Genomic DNA, 19,514 nt, shown 5'->3' with positions numbered 1-19,514 from the left:
ATAAGCGTATTTTTTAAGGAAGCATTTTAGAATGCGTTTTAGCAATGATCAAAGGTTCAGCTTGTTTTAAAACACAATCTTTGGTGATACGCACTTCCGATCCTTTAAGCTTGGGCAAATCAAACATAATATCCAAACAAAAATCTTCAATGATTGCCCTTAGGCCTCTAGCCCCGGTTTTTCGCTCTAAAGCGAGTCTAGCGATTTCTTTAATCGCTTCTTCTTCAAAGATCAAATCCACCTCATCCATTTTGAAAAGTTGCTGGTATTGCTTGATTAGGGCGTTTTTAGGCTTTTGTAAAATATCCACCATCGCTTCTAAACTGATACTATCTAGCGTGCTTAAAACCGGCAAACGGCCGATAAGCTCAGGGATAAGCCCATAAGTAACCAGGTCATGGGTTTGGACTAAATGCAAGATCGCTTCTTGCTCTTTTTTGCTCATCTTTTCTTGAGTGAAACCCAACACATTTTGCGTGGTGCGTTTTTTAATGATTTCCGCCAACCCATCAAACGCTCCAGCGCAAATGAATAAAATATCGCTCGTGTCAATTTGAATGAAATTGCCCTCAGGGTGCTTTCTGCCGCCTTTGGGGGGGATATTCACTAAAGAGCCTTCAACGATTTTCAATAACGCTTGCTGAACGCCCTCACCAGAAACATCTCTAGTGATAGAGCGGTTTTCTGACAAACGGCTGATTTTATCGATCTCATCAATAAACACAATGCCTTTTTGGGCTTTTTGAACATTCCAATCGCTCGCTTGCAACAATCTTGTAAGGATATTTTCCACATCTTCGCCCACATAACCCGCTTCAGTCAAGCTGGTCGCATCGCTAATGGCGATAGGAATATCCAAATGCTTGGCTAGAGTTTGCGCCATTAAAGTTTTGCCTGATCCTGTAGGGCCGATCAATAAAATATTAGACTTGCTCAACTCCACTTCTTCTAAATGCTCTAACTCTAAATCGCTGTCTTGGCTGTCTTGTTTTTTGAGTTTTTCTTTAAAAGATAAGCGTTTGTAGTGGTTATACACGGCTACAGAAAAAACCTTTTTAGCCTGCTCTTGCCCTATCACATAATTATCTAAAACCGCTTTAAGCTCTTTAGGGGCTGGAATGTGAGAGAGTAAAAACTCTTCTTCATAGGTGCTTGATTCCATTCTCCTCAATCGCTCTCTCTTGAGCGCTAGTAAAGAATCCATTCTGTCGTATTTATGCAATTCCCCATGCATCACATCTATACAATATTCGCACACGCACACATCTTTATTCAGGTTGCTCGCAAAAATAATGCGGCGTTTTTTGGGATCTCTTGATTCTGGTTTTTTGCAAAAACTGCAATAAAGCGTTTCGTTCATGTTATTCCTCTTGTTTTTCTTCGCTAGAATATTCGCTTGACTTATACGCCACGCCCCTAGAACTCTCTAAAATAAAAGAGCAAATCTCTTTTACAAAAGGGTTATTGGCATGCTCTTCTAACTCTAATTTAGCGCTCTCTCGCAAGGAGAGGACAGGGCGGAACAACCTCTTATAAAGCACATGGATAAAATCAATATCCTTACTCTCTAGTAATTGGCGCATCCTGTGGCGGTTTAATCCCCTAATAAAAGCGCGATTGCCCTCTGCAGTGCAATAAGGCGGCACATCTTTGCCTAAAGCGCTCTTACCGGCTATCATGCACCCTTTAGCGATACGCACAAACTGATGGATCGCTGTAAGACCGCCAATATTGACATAATCGCCTATTTCAATATGCCCTGCTAAAGTTACGCCATTAGCCAAAATGCAATGACTGCCAATCACGCAATCATGAGCGACATGCACATAAGCCATGAGCAGGTTTTTATCCCCGATAATGGTTTTTTTAATCCCCCCTTCAGTGCCGGGATTTATCATGCAAAATTCCCGAATAAGGTTGTCTTCTCCAATAATCAGTTCGCTGTATTCGCCCTTATATTTTAAATCTTGAGGCTGTGTGCCTAGCACGGCAAAAGGAAAAATTTCGGTGTTTTTTCCAATGAAAGTATGCCCTTGTAAGGTTACATTGTTATGGAGTTTCACGCCATCATTGAGCTTGATATGATCCCCAATAACGCAAAATTCCCCAATCTCTACACCCTTGCCAATCTCTGCTTTAGGAGAGATAATGGCTGTTTTTGCAATTTTACTCATTTTTAATCTCTCTCTGCGATCATTGCTTTTAATTCGGCTTCAGCGACCACTTTGCCATCCACTTGAGCCGTGCCGCCCACTTGCCAGATCATGCCCTTATGCTTTAAGACTTCTAAATGGTATTCTAATCTGTCGCCTGGGGTTACAGGAATGCGGAACTTAACCTTGTCAATCGTCATGAAATACACGATTTTGGTTTTGGCTATTTCAGGGTCAAACCCCCACAAGCTAGTGAAGGCTAAAAACCCTCCGCTTTGCGCCATGCCCTCTACAATTAAAACGCCCGGGAAAATGGGCTTATTGGGGAAATGCCCGTTAAACACATCTTCATTAAAAGTGATATTCTTATAAGCGACAATTTTTTTATTGGCTTGTAACTCTGTAATTCTATCCACTAAGAGCATGGGATAGCGGTGAGGTAAAATCTGTAAGATATGCTCTATAAAAAATTGAGATTGCAAGTTTTGATGATTTTGTTCCATAAAAAAATAAACTCCTTGTTTTGGATTCAATTAAAGCGCTATTTTAGCGTTGGTTATTCTAAAAAATAACCGCTATTATACCATAAGAAAACCGCTCGCTTGCATTTGCAAAAACACCAATGCATTGCACCATAAGCTTAAAGAAACGCTTTATTCAGATACCGCTCATGCATCATTCATGCGTGTGGCTCAGAATATTCTCTCTTAAATGATAGTGTGGGTATTTGTTAGAATCCAAAACCACTTGCCCCATGAGCTGCTTGTCAAAATTGAAAATTAAAGGGGCTAAATAATTCACGGTGGAAAGCTCAATGGGGGTTTGAACGACCATGATATTAGCGATTAGAACGCTCTTTGCTCCCTCTAATTCTAAAAGGATTTTTAAGGGGGTAGGCACTTCAAAATCGTATTTTCTTAAAGCAAAGGGATTAACCAGCGTGAAAGACACCACGGAATTATCTTCTGCGCTATTCAAACGCAAAAAGATTTCATCAATCTTTTGCAAACGCATTTTATGAATGGTTTCAAACCCTAATATAGGCGCTTTCACATCAAAAATCATAGGCGATTGCATTCCCTTTAAAAAAGCACAAAATCTTCTCCTTAAAGAATAAAGACCGCCTTAAAACCAGCGCTCAATGATTTCTAAATTAAAACTCTGTATTATATCAAACAATTTTGGTAAAATCAATTTTTGCTAGTTTTGGGTATAATCCCAATCATTTAACCATGATGGAAGCTTAACTGAATAATTATAAAATACAATAAGGAGTTAAGAAATGATCAAAATAAAACCACAAATCAAGAAAAACAACCCTAATAAATCTCATTACAGCACTGGGTGGAACATTTTTGGTGCGGTGTGCTTGATTGGAGAAATAGTTTTTACATTATTCGGTAGGAATAAGAAAGATAAGAAAAAATAACTCAATGAGTTATTCAAAAATTTAATTTTATAAGACAGGTGGCATGCGTTTAAAACATTTTAAAACTTTCCTTTTTATCACAATGGCAATTATTGTTATAGGCACCGGTTGCGCGAACAAAAAGAAAAAAAAAGATGAATACAACAAACCGGCAATCTTTTGGTATCAAGGGATTTTGAGAGAAATCCTTTTTGCCAATTTAGAAACAGCGGACAATTACTATTCTTCTTTACAGAGCGAACACATCAATTCCCCCCTTGTCCCGGAAGCGATGCTGGCTTTAGGGCAAGCGCACATGAAAAAGAAAGAGTATGTTTTGGCGTCTTTTTACTTTGATGAATACATCAAGCGCTTTGGGACGAAAGACAATGTGGATTATTTGACTTTTTTGAAACTGCAATCGCATTATTACGCTTTTAAAAACCATTCTAAAGACCAGGAATTTATCTCTAATTCTATTGTGAGTTTGGGCGAATTTATAGAAAAATACCCTAACAGCCGTTACCGCCCCTATGTAGAATACATGCAAATCAAATTCATTTTAGGGCAAAACGAGCTCAATCGCGCGATCGCCAATGTCTATAAAAAACGCCACAAGCCTGAGGGCGTGAAACGCTATTTAGAAAGGATAGATGAGACTTTAGAAAAAGAGACTAAACCCAAACCATCGCACATGCCTTGGTATGTGTTAATTTTTGATTGGTAGGATATTTCAAAACCATACACATTATAACAGAGAGATGAAAAATGACTGAAGATTTTCCTAAAATTCTGCCTTTATTGGTGGAAGAAGACACCTTTTTATACCCCTTTATGATAGCCCCTATTTTTTTGCAAAATAATGCGAGCATCAAGGCGTTAGCTTACGCTAAAAGCAATAAATCGTTAGTTTTCATTGCATGCCAAAAAGACAAATTGAATGACAATGAAGCCCCTTATTATGATGTGGGGGTGATTGGATCGGTTATGCGTGAAGCCAACATGCCTAATGGGCGCGTGAAATTGCTCTTTAATGGCATCGCTAAGGGGCGTATTTTAGAGCCTGCCAAAGAAAACGAGCAAGGTTTTTTAGAAGCTCAAATAATCCCTATTGAATATTTAGAATACGATAAAGAAAACATTCAAGCTATCATAGAAGTGCTAAAAGAAAAAGTGATCACTCTAGCCAATGTCAGCTCGCTCTTTCCTCCGGATTTGATCAAGGCTTTAGAAGACAATGACGATCCTAACCGCATCGCTGATTTAATCGCAGCGGCCTTGCATTTGAAAAAAGATCAGGCGTATTCTCTTTTTGCCAACAACAACACCGAACAGCGCTTGTTGGATTTGATTGATATTGTGATAGAAGAAACTAAAACCCAAAAACTCCAAAAAGAAATCAAGTCCAAAGTCCATCAAAAAATGGAGCAAACCAATAAGGAATATTTCTTAAAAGAGCAGCTCAAACAGATCCAAAAAGAGCTTGGCACAGACAAACAGCGAGATGAAGATTTAAACCAATACTACCAAAAACTAGAAAGCGTCAAGCCTTTTTTAAAAGAAGAAGCGTTTAAGGAGATTAAAAAGCAAATTGACCGGCTGAGCCGAACCCATGCGGACAGCTCTGATAGCGCAACTTTACAAAATTATATTGAAACCATGCTAGATGTGCCTTTTGGGCAATACGGGAAAAAAGCGCTTGACATCAAACATGTGAAAGAGCAACTAGACAAGGATCATTATTCCTTAAAAAGACCTAAAGAGCGTATTGTAGAATACTTTGCCACCATGCAGCTTTTAGAAATGCGCCACAAGAAAAAACAAGAAAAAAAAGACAAAGCTAAAGGCACGATTTTATGCTTTTATGGGCCTCCTGGCGTGGGTAAAACGAGTTTGGCTAATTCCATTGCTAAAGCGATAGAGCGCCCTTTGGTTCGGATCGCTTTAGGGGGATTAGAAGATGTGAATGAATTAAGAGGGCACAGACGCACTTATATAGGCTCAATGCCCGGACGCATTGTCCAAGGGCTTATTGAAGCCAAAAAGATGAATCCGGTCATGGTTTTAGATGAAATTGATAAGGTGGATAGGAGCGTTAGGGGTGATCCAGCGAGCGCTTTATTAGAGATCTTAGACCCTGAGCAAAATATCGCTTTTAGGGATCATTATGCGAATTTTAGCATTGATTTGTCGCAAGTGATTTTTATCGCTACCGCTAATAATATTGACAGGATCCCAGCCCCTTTAAGGGACAGAATGGAATTTATCAGCGTGTCTAGCTACACGCCTAATGAAAAAGAAGAAATCGCTAAAAACTACCTCATCCCCCAAGAATTAGAAAAGCATGCCTTAAAGCCTAGCGAAGTTGAAATTAGCCATGAGTGTTTGAAACTCATTATTGAAAAATACACCAGAGAAGCGGGCGTTAGGGATTTACGAAGACAGATCGCAACGATTATGCGTAAAGTGGCTTTAAAATACCTAGAAGATGGCCCGCATAAAAAAGGGCGAACCAAAAAAGGCGAAGATAAGGAAGATAAAAAAAGCGAAAATGAAGAAAACGAAAAAAAAGGCGAAAACAAAGATTTCTGCATCTCTATCACGCCTAGCAACCTTAAAGAGTATTTAGAACGCATGGTGTTTGAAATTGACCCCATAGATAAAGAAAATAAAATCGGTATTGTCAATGGTTTGGCATGGACTCCAGTAGGCGGTGATGTGCTTAAAATTGAAGCGCTTAAGATTAGAGGCAAGGGGGAATTGAAGCTCACAGGGAGCTTAGGCGATGTGATGAAAGAATCCGCCATTATCGCTTTTTCTGTTGTCAAAGCCTTATTGGATAACGAAACCTTAAAAGCGCCTAAAATCCCTAGCGAAACCCCTAAAGACGCAGAGGGTAAGAAAAAGAAAAAAGAACTGAAAGTTTATAACGCTTATGATTTGCATTTGCATGTCCCTGAAGGGGCTACGCCTAAAGACGGCCCGAGTGCTGGGATCGCTATGGCGAGCGTGATAGCGAGCATTTTATGCGATAGGGCTACAAGAAGCGAAGTGGCAATGACGGGCGAATTGACTTTGAGCGGGGAAGTTTTACCCATAGGAGGGTTGAAAGAAAAATTGATCGCTGCTTTTAAAGCCGGCATTAAAACCGCTCTCATTCCTGTCAAAAATTACGAAAGGGATTTAGATGAAATCCCTACTGAAGTGCGAGAGAATTTAAACATCATTGCGGTGAAAAACATCGCTGAAGTGTTAGAAAAAACTTTGCTTTAAAATTTGACACGAAAGCAGACATTAATGAAAGCAGGCATTATTGGTTTAGGGCTTATGGGGGGCAGTTTAGGGTTGGCTTTGCAAGAATGGGGGCGTTTTAAAAGCGTCATAGGCTATGATCATAACGCTTTGCATGCTAAATTGGCCTTGACTTTGGGGCTTGTAGATGAATGCGTGGAATTTGAAAAGATTTTAGAATGCGATGTGATTTTTTTGGCTATTCCGGTTGAGGGCATCATTGCATGTTTGAAAAAAATGACTCCCGTTAAAAAAAGCGCAACGATTATTGATTTAGGCGGCACTAAAGTGCAAATCATCCACAATATCCCTAAAAGCATTCGTAAGAATTTCATCGCCGCGCACCCCATGTGTGGGACAGAGTTTTATGGCCCTAAAGCGAGCGTTAAGGGGCTGTATGAAAACGCTCTTGTGATATTGTGCGATTTGGAAGATTCAGGGACTGAGCAAGTAGAAATCGCTAAAGAAATCTTTTTAGGCATTAAAGCGCGCTTGATCAAAATGAAATCCAATGAGCATGACACCCATGTGGCTTATATCAGCCATTTACCCCATGTTTTGAGCTACGCTCTAGCCAATAGCGTTTTAAAGCAAAATGACCCAGAGATGATTCTATCTTTAGCGGGTGGGGGTTTTAGGGATATGAGCCGTTTGTCTAAAAGCTCGCCTTTAATGTGGAAAGATATTTTCAAACAAAACCGAGACAATGTCTTAGAAGCGATTAAAAAATGCGAAAAAGAAATCGCGCAAGCTAAGGCTTGGATAGAAAATAACGATTATGAAAGCCTTGCAGAATGGATGGCACAAGCGAACAAACTCCAAGAGTTCATGTAGAATAATTTAAAATTTGTGTATCGTTGTTTTTAGGGTTGCGAGAAACAAAATGGGGTATTTTTGGATTGTCTTTATAGGCTGTTTCCATACAGATAGCATGTGGATAGCATGGATTGATCCAATAAACCAGCAAACAACAATTAACAATTATAAGAGATTATCTTAAGCCCGGATCTTATGAAACGCTTCCAACAAAAACAAATTTTAGCCGTTAGGGATTTGATTTCTTAAACCTTTTTATCAAAAATACCGGTGTTTTTATAGGCATTTTAAGGGCGGTTTTAATACTTCTTAGCGTTGTTAAGATACTTAGGCAATTCATTCAACTCAGCGTTTTTATTGTTCTTAAAAACCACTTGCTTTTCAAGTCGCTCATATTCATTACAATCTCTTCTCATTTTTTGTAAGGGATATTTTTGGTTGTCATTAGGGATGTAAAAACATTCGCTTTTAGCGTTTTCATAGCTATCGGTTAGGCTTATATCATAGTGGTACCAAAATCCGCTAGGGATAGCAATATTTTTAGAGCTAAAAGTCCTATAACCCTGTTTGATGATGGTGAGTTCTTCTACTAAAACTTGATGGTATTTCCTAGCCAAATTACGGCCCTCTTTTTCTACTGATAAAACAGAGTGCCTGTTGGTGTTTTTGGCTTCAGGGGTGATATTAGTCATTCTGTAAGTCCTATTCAAACAACCTCATTTCTTTTAAAATGACCCTTATCGGTTTAATATTTGTTTAGAAACGCTACAAAAACCTTTTTTTTTTTTTGAAAGGGCAAAAACGCCTAATTAATATCAAAATCGCATTAATTTATACTATATTAACGAAAGCTTGCGGTATAGAATTACTTAAATATACATTTCCGCAAGATTTACTGACAAAATCAATCTTATTTCAAGAAGTAAAGGAAAAAACATGAAGAAAAAATTTCTGTCATTAACCTTAGGTTCGCTTTTAGTTTCCGCTTTAAGCGCTGAAGACAACGGCTTTTTTGTAAGTGCGGGCTATCAAATCGGTGAATCCGCTCAAATGGTGAAAAACACTAAAGGGATTCAAGATCTTTCAGATAGCTATGAGAGATTGAACAATCTTTTAACGAATTATAGCGTCCTAAACACTCTCATCAGGCAGTCCTCCGACCCGAACGCTATCAACAACGCAAGGACTAATTTGAATGCGAGCGCGAAGAATTTAATCAATGATAAAAAGAACTCCCCGGCGTATCAGGCGGTGCTTTTAGCGCTCAATGCGGCAGCGGGTTTGTGGCAAGTCATGAGCTATGCGATCAGTCCTTGTGGCCCTGGCAAAGACAGCAGCAAAAATGGGGGCGTTCAAACCTTTGAAAACACACCAACAAATCAATGGGGAGGGACTACCATTACTTGTGGCACTACTAATTATGAACCAGGACCATATAGCATTATATCCACTGAAAATTATGCGAAAATCAATAGAGCTTATCAAATCATCCAAAAGGCTTTTGGAGCAAGTGGGAAAGATATTCCTGCCTTAAGCGACACCAACACCGAACTTAAATTTACAATCAACCAAAATGGGAGCAATAACAATAACAATAATAAAGAAGAAATTGTTACAAAAAATAACGCTCAAGAGCTTTTAAAACAGGCTAGCACTATTTTAACCACTCTTAATGAAGCATGCCCATGGATCAATAATGGTGGTGCAGGTCCTGCAAGCAGTGGTAGTTTATGGGAAGGAATATATTTGAAAGGCGATGGGAGCGCGTGCGGGATTTTTAAAAATGAAATCAGTGCAATTCAAGACATGATCAAAAACGCTGAGATAGCCGTAGAGCAATCCAAAATCGTTACCGCAAACGCGCAAAACCAGCACAACCTGGACACTGGAAAGACATTCAACCCCTATAAAGACGCTAGCTTTTCTCAAAGCATGTTCGCTAACGCTAGAGCGCAAGCAGAGATTTTAAACCGCGCTCAAGCAGTGGTGAAGGACTTTGAAAGAATCCCTGCAGCGTTCGTGAAAGACTCTTTAGGGGTGTGCCATGAAAAGGATGGCAACGGCAACCTCCGTGGCACGCCATCTGGCACGGTTACTTCTAACACTTGGGGAGCCGGCTGTGCGTATGTGGGAGAGACCGTAACGAATCTAAAAAACAGCATCGCTCATTTTGGCGACCAGGCGGAGCGAATCCATAACGCGCAAAACCTCGCCTACACTTTAGCGAATTTCAGCAGTCAGTATAAAAAGCTAGGCGAACATTATGACAGCATCACAGCAGCCATTTCAAGCTTGCCTGAGGCTCAATCTTTACAAAATGTGGTGAGCAAAAAGACTAACCCTAACAGCCCGCAAGGCATACAGGATAACTACTACATTGACTCCAATATCCATTCTCAAGTGCAATCTAGGACTCAAGAATTAGGCAGTAACCCTTTCAGACGCGCCGGGCTAATCGCCGCTTCTACCACCAATAACGGCGCGATGAATGGGATCGGCTTTCAAGTGGGCTATAAGCAATTCTTTGGGAAAAACAAACGATGGGGCGCGAGATACTACGGCTTTGTGGATTACAACCACACCTATAACAAATCCCAATTTTTCAACGCCTCTTCTGATGTTTGGACTTATGGCGTGGGGAGCGATTTGTTAGTGAATTTCATCAACGATAAAGCCACTAAAAACAATAAAATTTCTTTTGGTGCGTTTGGCGGTATCGCAATAGCTGGGACTTCATGGCTTAATTCCCAATTCGTGAATTTGGCGAATGTGAATAATTACTATAAGGCTAAAATCAACACCTCCAACTTCCAATTCTTATTCAATCTGGGCTTAAGGACCAATCTCGCTAGGAATAAGAGAAGAGGCGCTGATCATTCCGCGCAACATGGCATGGAATTAGGCGTGAAGATCCCCACGATCAACACGAATTACTATTCTTTGCTAGGCACTACCTTGCAATACAGAAGGCTTTATAGCGTGTATCTCAACTATGTGTTTGCTTACTAAAAGCTCGCATTAAACCCCTTTTTAAACCCTCTTTTTAGGGGGCTTAATCTTTTTTACTGATCTTTTCATTGGCTTCTCACTCGCTTTTTCATTTTTTCATAAATTAGCGTTTCATCAAAAACACTACCTTAAACCAAGAAAAAGAAATTTCAAGTGGTTTAAAAGAGCGTTTGCCGCTTTTACACTTCCCACTTTTACACTTCCCACTTTTACACTTCATGACATGCCTCTCATTTACCCCATATCCTAACTATGGAGCGTGATACAATTTTGCAACAAACACGCTTTAAAGCTCTTGCAAGCCACCCTAAAAAGTCTTAAAATAAACCATAAAATCCCCATACCTACGATATAATCCTAAGATTGATTGATTTTAAGGGGCGTGTTTGACATCATTATTCCATCTGAAGTTTTTAAAGCCCTTAAGTTGTCTGCAAGCCGGTTTGCTTTATAGCCTTATTTTTGGCGTTTTATACCATTTCCCTTTGTTCGCTTATGTTTATAAAGAAAGCAACCAGGTTAGTTTTATAGCCATGATGGTTGTGGTGCTTTTTTGCGTTAATGGCGCTCTTTTTTTGGCATTAGGCTTGATCTCTGTTTATTTGATGCGCCTGAGCGCGATTGTTTTTAGCTTGCTCAATTCCATCGCTTTTTATTTCATTAGCGCTTATGGGGTGTTTTTAAATAAGAGCATGATGGGTAATGTCTTAAACACCAATACACATGAGCTTTTAGGCTTTTTGAGCGTTAAATTATTCATTGTTATCGTTGTTTTTGGGGTGTTGCCTGGCTATGTCATCTATAAAATCCCCCTTAAAAATTCTTCTAAAAAAGCGCCCTTTTTAGCGATCTTGGCGTTAGTGTTTATCTTTATCTCTGGCGCTTTAATGAACGCTAAAAATTGGCTGTGGTTTGACAAGCATGCGAAATTCATAGGGGGCTTAATTTTGCCTTTCGCTTATAGCGTGAACGCTTTTAGAGTGAGCGCTCTTAAATTTTTCGCCCCCACTATCAAGCCGCTCCCTCTTTTTTCGCCCAATCGTTCTCATTCGTTTGTGGTGCTAGTCATTGGCGAAAGCGCCAGGAAACACAATTACGCCCTTTATGGCTATAAAAAACCCACCACCCCAAAATTAAGCAAGCGTTTAGCCGATAACGAACTCACTCTTTTTAACGCTACTTCTTGCGCCACTTACACGACAGCGAGTTTGGAATGCATTTTAGATTCTTCTTTTAAAAACAGCTTGAACGCTTATGAAAATTTACCGACTTACTTGACTAAAGCCGGTATCAAAGTCTTTTGGTATAGCGCCAATGATGGCGAAAAGAATGTTAAGGTTACAAGCTATCTTAAAAACTATGAATTGATTCAAAAATGCCCCAATTGTGAAGCGATCGCTCCTTATGATGAATCCTTACTCTATAATTTGCCTGACCTTTTAAAAGAACACTCTAATGAAAATGTCTTACTCATCTTACACCTTGCAGGCTCGCATGGCCCCAACTATGACAACAAAGTGCCTTTAAATTTTAGGGTGTTTAAGCCCTATTGCTCAAGCGCTGATTTGTCTTCTTGCTCCAAAGAAAGCCTGATTAACGCCTATAACAACACCATTTTTTACAACGACTATCTGCTAGATAAAATCATTAGCATGCTCAAAAAAGCCAAGCAGCCCGCCTTAATGATCTATTTGAGCGATCATGGCGAAAGTTTGGGCGAAGAAGCGTTCTATTTGCATGGCATTCCTAAAAGCATCGCCCCCAAAGAACAATACGAGATCCCCTTTATTGTTTATGCTAATGAGCCTTTCAAAGAGAAGCATTCCATCATTCAAACCCAAACCCCCATCCATCAAAATGTTATTTTCCATAGCATTTTAGGGGTGTTTTTGGATTTTAAAAACCCTAACGCTGTTTATCGCCCTTCTTTAGACCTGCTTAAACACAAAAAGAAGTAAAATAACACGCATGAAAAGATTCTTATTTAAACAAAAATTTTGTGAAAGCCTGCCTAAAAGCTTTTCTAAAACTTTATTAGCGCTCAGTCTGGGCTTGATTTTATCAGGCATTTTTGCACCCTTCCCTAAAGTCCCTAAACAGCATAGCGTGCCTTTGGTGTTTCATTTCACCGAGCATTACGCGCGCTTTATCCCTACGATTTTATCTGTGGCTATCCCTTTGATTCAAAGAGATGCGATAGGGCTTTTTCAAGTCGCTAACGCTTCTATCGCTACAACTATCCTCACGCACACCACCAAAAGAGCCTTAAACCATGTAACGATCAATGATCAGCGTTTGGGCGAGCGCCCTTATGGGGGTAATTTCAACATGCCAAGCGGGCATTCGTCTATGGTGGGTTTGGCGGTGGTGTTTTTAATGCGCCGTTATTCTTTCAAAAAATACTGGTGGCTCTTGCCCCTAGTTCCTTTAACCATGCTCGCTCGCATTTATTTAGACATGCACACCATCGGTGCGGTGTTGGCCGGGCTTGGTATTGGAATGTTGTGCGTGAGCCTTTTTACAAGCCCCAAAAAGCCTTAATCAAAAGCTTTAATTCCTGTTTTTATAATCTTCATAAGAAAAGTTTTTAAGGATTTTAAACCCTTGTTGATCCAATCTAGCCAAGCTTGGGAGTGGCACGCCATTAAACGAGTTGTTTTTGACAATCGTATAGTGGAGCATGTCTTGAAACACGATTTTATCGCCCCTTTTTAAAGGCGTATCAAAGCTAAAACTCCCCATAAAATCCCCCGCCAAACAAGTAGGGCCGCCTAAAAAGTAAGAAAACGCCCCTTGATTTTCGCCCTTTTCAACCTCAATAAGCTCTTCATCATTTTCTATGGAAACTTTAAGGATGCTAGGGCGATAAGGCATTTCCAAGCAATCAGGCATGTGAGCGCTAAAAGAAGCATCCAAAATCGCAATTTCTTGATCGTTTTTAACGATGTCTATCACGCTTGCGATCAAAAACCCGCATTGCCACCCTATGGCTTCCCCAGGCTCTAAAATCACTTCTATATTATGATAACGCTCTTTAAAATCCTTAATCGTTTGGATGAGCAAATTCACATCATAATCGCTCCTAGTGATGTGATGCCCCCCACCAAAATTCACCCACGCCATATTTTCTAAATAAGGCTTGAAATGCTTTTCCACATGCTCTAAAGTCCGGCACAAAGCGTCAGCGTTTTGCTCGCAATGCGTATGGAAATGCAACCCACTCACCCCCTCTAACCCATGCTCTTTAACCCCCTTTTCAAATCCGCTAGGCGTAATCCCTAACCGGCTCACTTTAGAGCATGGGTTATAAATGGCTGGGGTTACTTCGCTGTAGAGAGGGTTGATTCTCAAACCCATTTTAATGGGGCTTAAGCCCAAGTTTTCTAATTGCTTGTTTTTATCTAAAATCCTGTCTTTATAGGTAGCGTATTGGTAAAAAGAGTTAAAAATAATGCTTGTGGCTAGGGGTAAAATCGCGCTCATTTCAGCCTCTTTGAAAGCCGGGCTATAAACGCAAATTTCCTTCTGGCTCTCTCGCCCCCCAAATTCTTCAAAAGCGAGCTTAGCCTCATAAAGACCGCTCGCGCAACACCCGTTCAATTTTTGCCTTAAAATCCCAAACTCACGCCAAAACGCATACCCCTTTAAAGCGAGCAAGACCTTTGCCCCGCTTTGTTGGCGCACGATCTCTAAAATCTTGGCGTTTTTTTCTAAGCGTTCGCTCTCTAGCACATAGCAAGGGGTGGGGATAGCGCTGTATTTTTTCATGCTGATTCCAAAAATTGCTTAACTACTCGCTGGATGTCTTTGGGGTTAGACTTGGAAATGAAATCATCGGCTTTCAAACTCCTGGCCATGTCTTCATTAGAGCTCCCGCTCATAGAAGAATTGACCACGATAGGGATTTTTGAAGTCAAAGGATTGTTTTTAACCTGCTTGATCACTTCAAAACCGCTCGCCTCTGGCATTTCTAAATCGGTAATGATAAGGCCAATACTGCTCACATCGGTTGTGGGGTTGAATAAATGCTCCAATAAGGTTTTACCATTGATAAAATCTATATGCTTGACGCCTAGCTTGTCTAAAATCGTTTGCATGGTTTTTAAAACGCTTGGGGAGTCATCAGCAAGCAAAACGCATTGGTTAGAACGGATTTTAGAGAGCGTCTCTAAATCGCTGTGTTTTTCATCTTCAATCCAAGGGAACACATCTATAAGCATTTTTTCAATATCCACCACTTGCACCAAGCGCCCGTCAAAATAGCGCGTGCGGCTCACGAGTTTGTTATTCCCAGCAGATCCCCCTAGCCCAGCGCTTTGCTCCATTTCAGTCCATTTCTTGCTCAAAATCCTATCCGCTTCATAGATCCTAACCCCTATGGTCCAGCGAGAAAACTCACAAATCATAACAATATCGTCTTCGCCTTTTTCTTTTTCTATCCTATAAGGGCGTAAATCCTTGTTTTTGTTTTGGCTGTCATAATAAAACCATTTTTTCATATCAATCAAGGGAATGGTGAGCTCTCTTATAATGATTAAACCCTCAACGAGCGAATTGCTTTCGTGGCTGATGATAGTGAGATTGCCATGGTATTTCACCACTTCACGGATCTTAAAGACATTGACCGCATACAAATCCTTGTTTTTACCCAGCCTGAAACACAACAATTGCAACTCGTTATTTTTATGCAAACTCGTAACTTGATCAATGCCCGCTAAACTATCAGCCATGATTTCCCCTTAATTTAGGTTTTGGTATCGTTTTATAATTATATCGTGTTTGTGTTTAATGCTAACGACACTTAAAAACTATCTTTGGGGGTTTTTTAAATCATTTTAAACGATTCAAAACAAACCCGTTTTTAAAACTGCGCACATATAAAATATTATGGCGGTTAGAGCAAAAGATTTGTGGGGCTGTTACAAACCCCGAAATCAATTCCCTAGCGTCAATGACTTTGGGGTTTTCAAGCGATCTTTTACAAGGCTTTAATGAAAACGAAAAAGCGTCAGTAGAATCAGCTTGAACTTCATAATTTTCAAAGGCTTTATTTTTGATACGCATAAGATAGATTTTATGGGCAAAAATGCTCGTGTTTCTGGTATCTGCAAAGGTGCTAACGCCTGAATACAACGAAGTTACTAGCCCTCCAACAAACCCCAAATAATAATTCGCCACCGCTTGCATGCCCACCTTAAAAGTAGCCGATAAAATGGCTCTGGTGATAATGTAGGGCAATTGCTTCCTAAACTCGCTAGAAACCACCGCATCTATTGAGGCTAAAGTGTCAAAGGGTGTTACTTTTTCGCCATCTTTTAAAGTGAAATTTTGATAAAACGCTTCCCCTTTTTCCAGCTTGGGCAAGGCCACACTCACATTATAAACCGAATCGATCATAAAAATAGGCACATCAATTTTAAATTCGCTTTTTTGTGGCTCTTTGCCATCTTCAATGATGATCCAAGTGAAATGGCTTCTATTAGGGTTTTTGAAAAAAACCAAGTCTTTAGCCACGAAAGGGCTTTGACTGATCCCATAGGCTTCATTAAGATAGCCTAACCCCTTATTTTTATCCCCATTTAAAGCGTAAAACAGCCCTGAAAGATACGAAACCGCCGGGTTAAGCAAGCCTTGATAAGCTTCGTATTTGTCTAAATTAGAATAGGTGTTGTTTAAAATCTCGCTCACTTCTACCCTAGAGCGTTCCATATTAATATTGTGCTTTTTGCTAGAATCGATCTCTTTAATGGCTTTTTGAACTTCCTCATAATAAAATTCTTTAGCCCTACGCTGGCGTTCATTCGCGCGGTTGAATTGCACCCTAGCATTCGCACTATCGTTTAAAAGCATGTAGTCTATCGCTTTGTAATAATTGATTAAAACGCTCTCATAAATATTCCCCCCATAAGCGCGCACATTATCATTAATCATGGTAGCGCCCACATAACCAGCCCCTCTTGTAAAAGCGCTTTGCGTTTTATCAAAGCGTTGCTCAGCTTGATCTAATACCCCTAAAGAAGTCTCGTAATCTCTTGCGTATAAAGCGCTCAAGCCGTTTTGCAAATCCCATAAAAGAGCGTTCTTTTTTTTCTTAGTGAATTGTTTGGAATATTCATAAGCTTTTTTAGGACTTTCTTCATAATAGAGCGTGTTAAAATGTTCTAAGTCCATACGATAGCCTATGCAACCTGTTAATGATACTCCTAAAATTACCGACATCAACAGAATGAATATTTTCAATCTAACCCTTTTAATTGGCATTTTTTTGCTTGACTATTTGAGCGTATCATAACATTTTTAATGAAAACATAAGCTTTTTATGGTTAAAATGATCCTTAAGCTCTTATTTAGACCTATGCAATAGGATTTTAGGGTAACGCTTCAGGGTAGGAATACAGCAGAGTCCCCTGATTTCTTGTGTGCCTTAGCCATCTGAATAGGAGTGTTTCAAAATAATATTAACTTTTTAAAACTAGCTCTTCAAAAGTTTCTCACGCCACTCTGTGGGGTAGTCTTTTTGTAACGCTTTCACTTTATTCACATGGCTAGAGTCTGAATTAAAGATTTTCAAATAACGCCCTAAACTTTCCAAGCTCACATCAATCATGTTAGAACTCCCGTTACCCAGATTTTTGACTAAAACCTGCCTGGCATACAAAGGGGTGTTTTCTAAAAAAGAAATTTCAGTTTCGCTCAAAGGCACATTGAAATGGTGTTTCAACTCCCTAGCGTTTTTTTGCGGGTACAAAATAAGAGTCCCCATGTTGCTTAAAAAACTATGGGCGTTTTTAACCCCGCTTAATTGGTAAATATCTTGCAAAGCCAACACCACCACGCCATTAGCTTTTCGTGCTTGCGTGATTAAAGCGTTAATTTTAGTATTCAATAAATCGTTTTCCACATAGGATTTAAACTCGTCTAAAAAAACCAAAAAACCGCTGTCGTTTTTCCTGGATTCTTCTAAGATTTTATAAAACAAATAATAGGCTAAAAGCCCTAAGTCTTTAGGGTTTTGGGTGATGGCATCTAGGTTTATCACATTCAAAAAAGCGTTGGAGTTGAACGCGTCATTCAAAGCGTTAAAAAGGGGGTTATTCAAATACGGCTCTAAACTCAAGCCCAATTGGTTAGATGAGGTTCTTTTAAGCGTTTCTTTAAAATCCAGCAAACTAAAAGCTTTAGGGTATAAGGTTTCATAAAGACTCTTAATTGCGCCCAAAATCGCATTCATGTCTTCTAAGGCTTCTTTATCCCTTGAAGGGGCAAGATCAAACATGCTAAAAAAGAAGGATTGCAAAAATTCTAAATTCTGCAAATTAGGCTCTAAACAAAAGGGGTTGATGCTAAAAGATTTGCCGTCATGGTAATGCCCTTTAAAAAATTTTGTGAAAGAATACAGCCCTTGCATCCTATCAAATGCTAAAAGGCGCATGTTTTGGTATTTCAAAGCGCTCATCATTAAAAAGCTAATCAGCGTGCTTTTACCGCTCCCGGTAGCTCCTATGATTAGAGTATGCCCATTCACTCTGGCGATTTCTTTAGCGTTATTGTGGCTCACTTCTTGGTTATGGAAATTGAATAAAAAGGGGGAATAATCCAAATTTTTAAACACGCTCAAAGGGCTATTCCCCCATGAATTAGCCTTAAAACCTAAATTTTGCCTTTCAAACACCATTAAACACGCTAAGGCTTTAGAGGTTAAAAAACGCAAGCGGTGGTTTAAATGGATGCGTTCAGGGAAAAAGGAAAAATACCCCCCCTTCAAGCCAAAAGTTTCTATAACGCCCACTAAGTTTTCTTTAAATAAAAGCCCTAAGACTAAGCTTGTTTGAGTGTCTAAATCCTCTAAACTAGGGGCTTTGATAAGAATGTTTAGGGCGAATTTTTGCATGGATAGGCGTTTGGTTTTGACCAGTTCTTGGTATTCTAGCAGCTCGTTTTTAACGAGATTGGACATGCTAAATTTGGCCCTTTCTTTTAAAAAACTCAGCGTTTTATTGACGCTCATAGGCTCTATAGAAAAGATAATGTCTAAAGGCGTTTCTTGGTATAAAAGCGCTCCGATCGCTATAGAAGTGATGCGCTCGCTCTCATAAGCTTTAATGCCAATCAAGCGGTTATAGGTTTTTTGATTAAAGCTCTCTTGAATGAAATAATCTTTTTCAAAAGTGATAGAACTAGCGATATAGCTGTCGCTCAAATACCCCCCTACTAGGGGCTTTAAAGGGAGATCAAATCCGTTAATGTATTCCGCATAAAAATTCAAAACCTCTTTGGAGCTTAAGAGTTTGGGGGCGTAGTTTTTGAGCTGGATTTCTAAGCTTTTTAAAGTTTCTTGCAAAAAATGCGCTTTATAAGAGAGGATGTCCTTAAAATTTTCCCTATTGGCATGCATTAAGGATTTTTTCTTATGCTCTAAAACGCCTTGTAAAGAATGCGCGCTTTCTAAAACTAAAAAATACTGATTTTCATACACTTCTTTATTTTCAAATTGATTCAAAATCGCTTGCAAGTATTTAGAATCAGATTGAATGTTTTGTTGGTGATCAATTTTACGCCTTTTAACCACAAGGCGCGCCACGACTTTTTCTAAAGAATCCAACGCCATCTGGCGCTCGGTGAAAAGATCTTGCAATTGCTCTGTGCTTAAATGGGTGTAACTCACCCCCTCTAAACGGAGAATTCCCACTAAGTTTTCGTTTTTAGTGAGCAAGAAATGCTCATCATACAAGCCTAAAATGTTGTTTTCTTCGCTCATAGAATAGCTTTTAGGCAAAACCCCTAAAAAATAGTTTGAAACTTTTTGTTTGACAGCGCTCAAAAGCTTTTCTAACATT

The 19,514-nt window shown here is 39.6% G+C and carries 14 protein-coding genes, 1 other RNA gene and 1 pseudogene; 7 read left to right on the top strand and 9 right to left on the bottom strand.

What is annotated here, in order from left to right; all coding sequences use genetic code 11:
- Positions 1 to 13: 13 nt before the first annotated feature.
- From clpX to fliW, 4 genes are all read right to left on the bottom strand, one after another.
- Positions 14 to 1,360 (bottom strand): ATP-dependent protease ATP-binding subunit ClpX, encoded by a 1,347-nt coding sequence (gene clpX, locus P6280_RS00600; RefSeq protein WP_154481893.1) that lies wholly within the window; start codon positions 1,358 to 1,360, stop codon positions 14 to 16.
- A gap of 1 nt (position 1,361) precedes the next feature.
- Positions 1,362 to 2,174: an acyl-ACP--UDP-N-acetylglucosamine O-acyltransferase gene (lpxA, locus tag P6280_RS00595; RefSeq protein WP_000034088.1), complete on the bottom strand. Its 813-nt coding sequence runs from the start codon at positions 2,172 to 2,174 to the stop codon at positions 1,362 to 1,364.
- A gap of 2 nt (positions 2,175 to 2,176) precedes the next feature.
- Positions 2,177 to 2,656 carry a 3-hydroxyacyl-ACP dehydratase FabZ gene (gene fabZ / locus P6280_RS00590; protein WP_000437116.1) on the bottom strand — a complete coding sequence of 160 codons (480 nt, stop codon included), beginning with the start codon at positions 2,654 to 2,656 and terminating at the stop codon, positions 2,177 to 2,179.
- 172 nt (positions 2,657 to 2,828) lie between these two features.
- On the bottom strand, positions 2,829 to 3,218 hold the full coding sequence (gene fliW / locus P6280_RS00585) for a flagellar assembly protein FliW (protein ID WP_014533371.1): 390 nt from the start codon (positions 3,216 to 3,218) through the stop codon (positions 2,829 to 2,831).
- Between the two features lie 407 nt (positions 3,219 to 3,625).
- On the opposite strand from fliW, the gene P6280_RS00580 reads away from it, so the two are divergent.
- From P6280_RS00580 to P6280_RS00570, 3 genes are read left to right on the top strand one after another with little or no spacing between them, the layout of a single operon-like run.
- Positions 3,626 to 4,288 (top strand): outer membrane protein assembly factor BamD, encoded by a 663-nt coding sequence (locus P6280_RS00580; protein ID WP_001237316.1) that lies wholly within the window; start codon positions 3,626 to 3,628, stop codon positions 4,286 to 4,288.
- A gap of 41 nt (positions 4,289 to 4,329) precedes the next feature.
- A complete protein-coding gene (gene lon / locus P6280_RS00575; RefSeq protein WP_283236715.1) occupies positions 4,330 to 6,834 on the top strand; it encodes an endopeptidase La in 2,505 nt (834 codons plus the stop codon).
- A gap of 24 nt (positions 6,835 to 6,858) precedes the next feature.
- Positions 6,859 to 7,686, top strand: coding sequence for a prephenate dehydrogenase (locus P6280_RS00570; protein ID WP_203296878.1), 828 nt, complete (start codon positions 6,859 to 6,861; stop codon positions 7,684 to 7,686).
- Positions 7,687 to 7,967: 281 nt separating this feature from the next.
- On the opposite strand, the pseudogene P6280_RS00565 reads toward P6280_RS00570, so the two are convergent.
- Positions 7,968 to 8,378 (bottom strand): annotated as a pseudogene (locus P6280_RS00565) (DNA/RNA non-specific endonuclease); the annotation flags it as partial.
- 226 nt (positions 8,379 to 8,604) lie between these two features.
- Between P6280_RS00565 and sabA the strand changes: the two are divergent.
- From sabA to lpxE, 3 genes are all read left to right on the top strand, one after another.
- On the top strand, positions 8,605 to 10,677 hold the full coding sequence (gene sabA / locus P6280_RS00560; protein WP_283236714.1) for a Hop family adhesin SabA/HopD: 2,073 nt from the start codon (positions 8,605 to 8,607) through the stop codon (positions 10,675 to 10,677).
- Between the two features lie 386 nt (positions 10,678 to 11,063).
- The gene (gene eptA / locus P6280_RS00555) at positions 11,064 to 12,635 is read left to right on the top strand and encodes a phosphoethanolamine--lipid A transferase EptA (RefSeq protein WP_283236713.1); all 1,572 of its coding nucleotides are present in this window, start codon (positions 11,064 to 11,066) and stop codon (positions 12,633 to 12,635) included.
- Between the two features lie 49 nt (positions 12,636 to 12,684).
- Positions 12,685 to 13,218: a lipid A 1-phosphatase LpxE gene (gene lpxE, locus P6280_RS00550; RefSeq protein WP_283237434.1), complete on the top strand. Its 534-nt coding sequence runs from the start codon at positions 12,685 to 12,687 to the stop codon at positions 13,216 to 13,218.
- 9 nt (positions 13,219 to 13,227) lie between these two features.
- Here the strand turns inward: lpxE and nspC are convergent, their stop codons facing one another.
- The 3 genes from nspC to P6280_RS00535 form a co-directional block, all read right to left on the bottom strand.
- Entirely contained in the window at positions 13,228 to 14,445 is a 1,218-nt protein-coding gene (gene nspC / locus P6280_RS00545) for a carboxynorspermidine decarboxylase (protein ID WP_283236712.1), read from the bottom strand.
- Positions 14,442 to 15,407 carry a chemotaxis protein CheV1 gene (cheV1, locus tag P6280_RS00540; RefSeq protein ID WP_283236711.1) on the bottom strand — a complete coding sequence of 322 codons (966 nt, stop codon included), beginning with the start codon at positions 15,405 to 15,407 and terminating at the stop codon, positions 14,442 to 14,444. The genes nspC and cheV1 overlap by 4 nt, the downstream gene beginning before the upstream one ends.
- Positions 15,408 to 15,507: 100 nt before the next feature.
- On the bottom strand, positions 15,508 to 16,848 hold the full coding sequence (locus tag P6280_RS00535) for a COG3014 family protein (protein WP_174246881.1): 1,341 nt from the start codon (positions 16,846 to 16,848) through the stop codon (positions 15,508 to 15,510).
- Positions 16,849 to 17,021: 173 nt separating this feature from the next.
- Here P6280_RS00535 and ffs point away from each other — a divergent pair.
- Positions 17,022 to 17,119: signal recognition particle sRNA small type (gene ffs, locus P6280_RS00530), an RNA gene on the top strand.
- Positions 17,120 to 17,149: 30 nt separating this feature from the next.
- Here the strand turns inward: ffs and P6280_RS00525 are convergent.
- On the bottom strand, positions 17,150 to 19,513 hold the full coding sequence (locus P6280_RS00525) for a VirB4 family type IV secretion/conjugal transfer ATPase (RefSeq protein ID WP_283236710.1): 2,364 nt from the start codon (positions 19,511 to 19,513) through the stop codon (positions 17,150 to 17,152).
- Between the last annotated feature and the right edge of the window lies 1 nt (position 19,514).

Origin of the sequence: Helicobacter sp. 219-2, assembly GCF_030053225.1 — a bacterium.
Lineage (GTDB): Bacteria > Campylobacterota > Campylobacteria > Campylobacterales > Helicobacteraceae > Helicobacter > Helicobacter pylori_C.
Note: the sequence above shows the minus strand (reverse complement) of the source record. Positions and strands in the feature narration are given on the sequence as shown.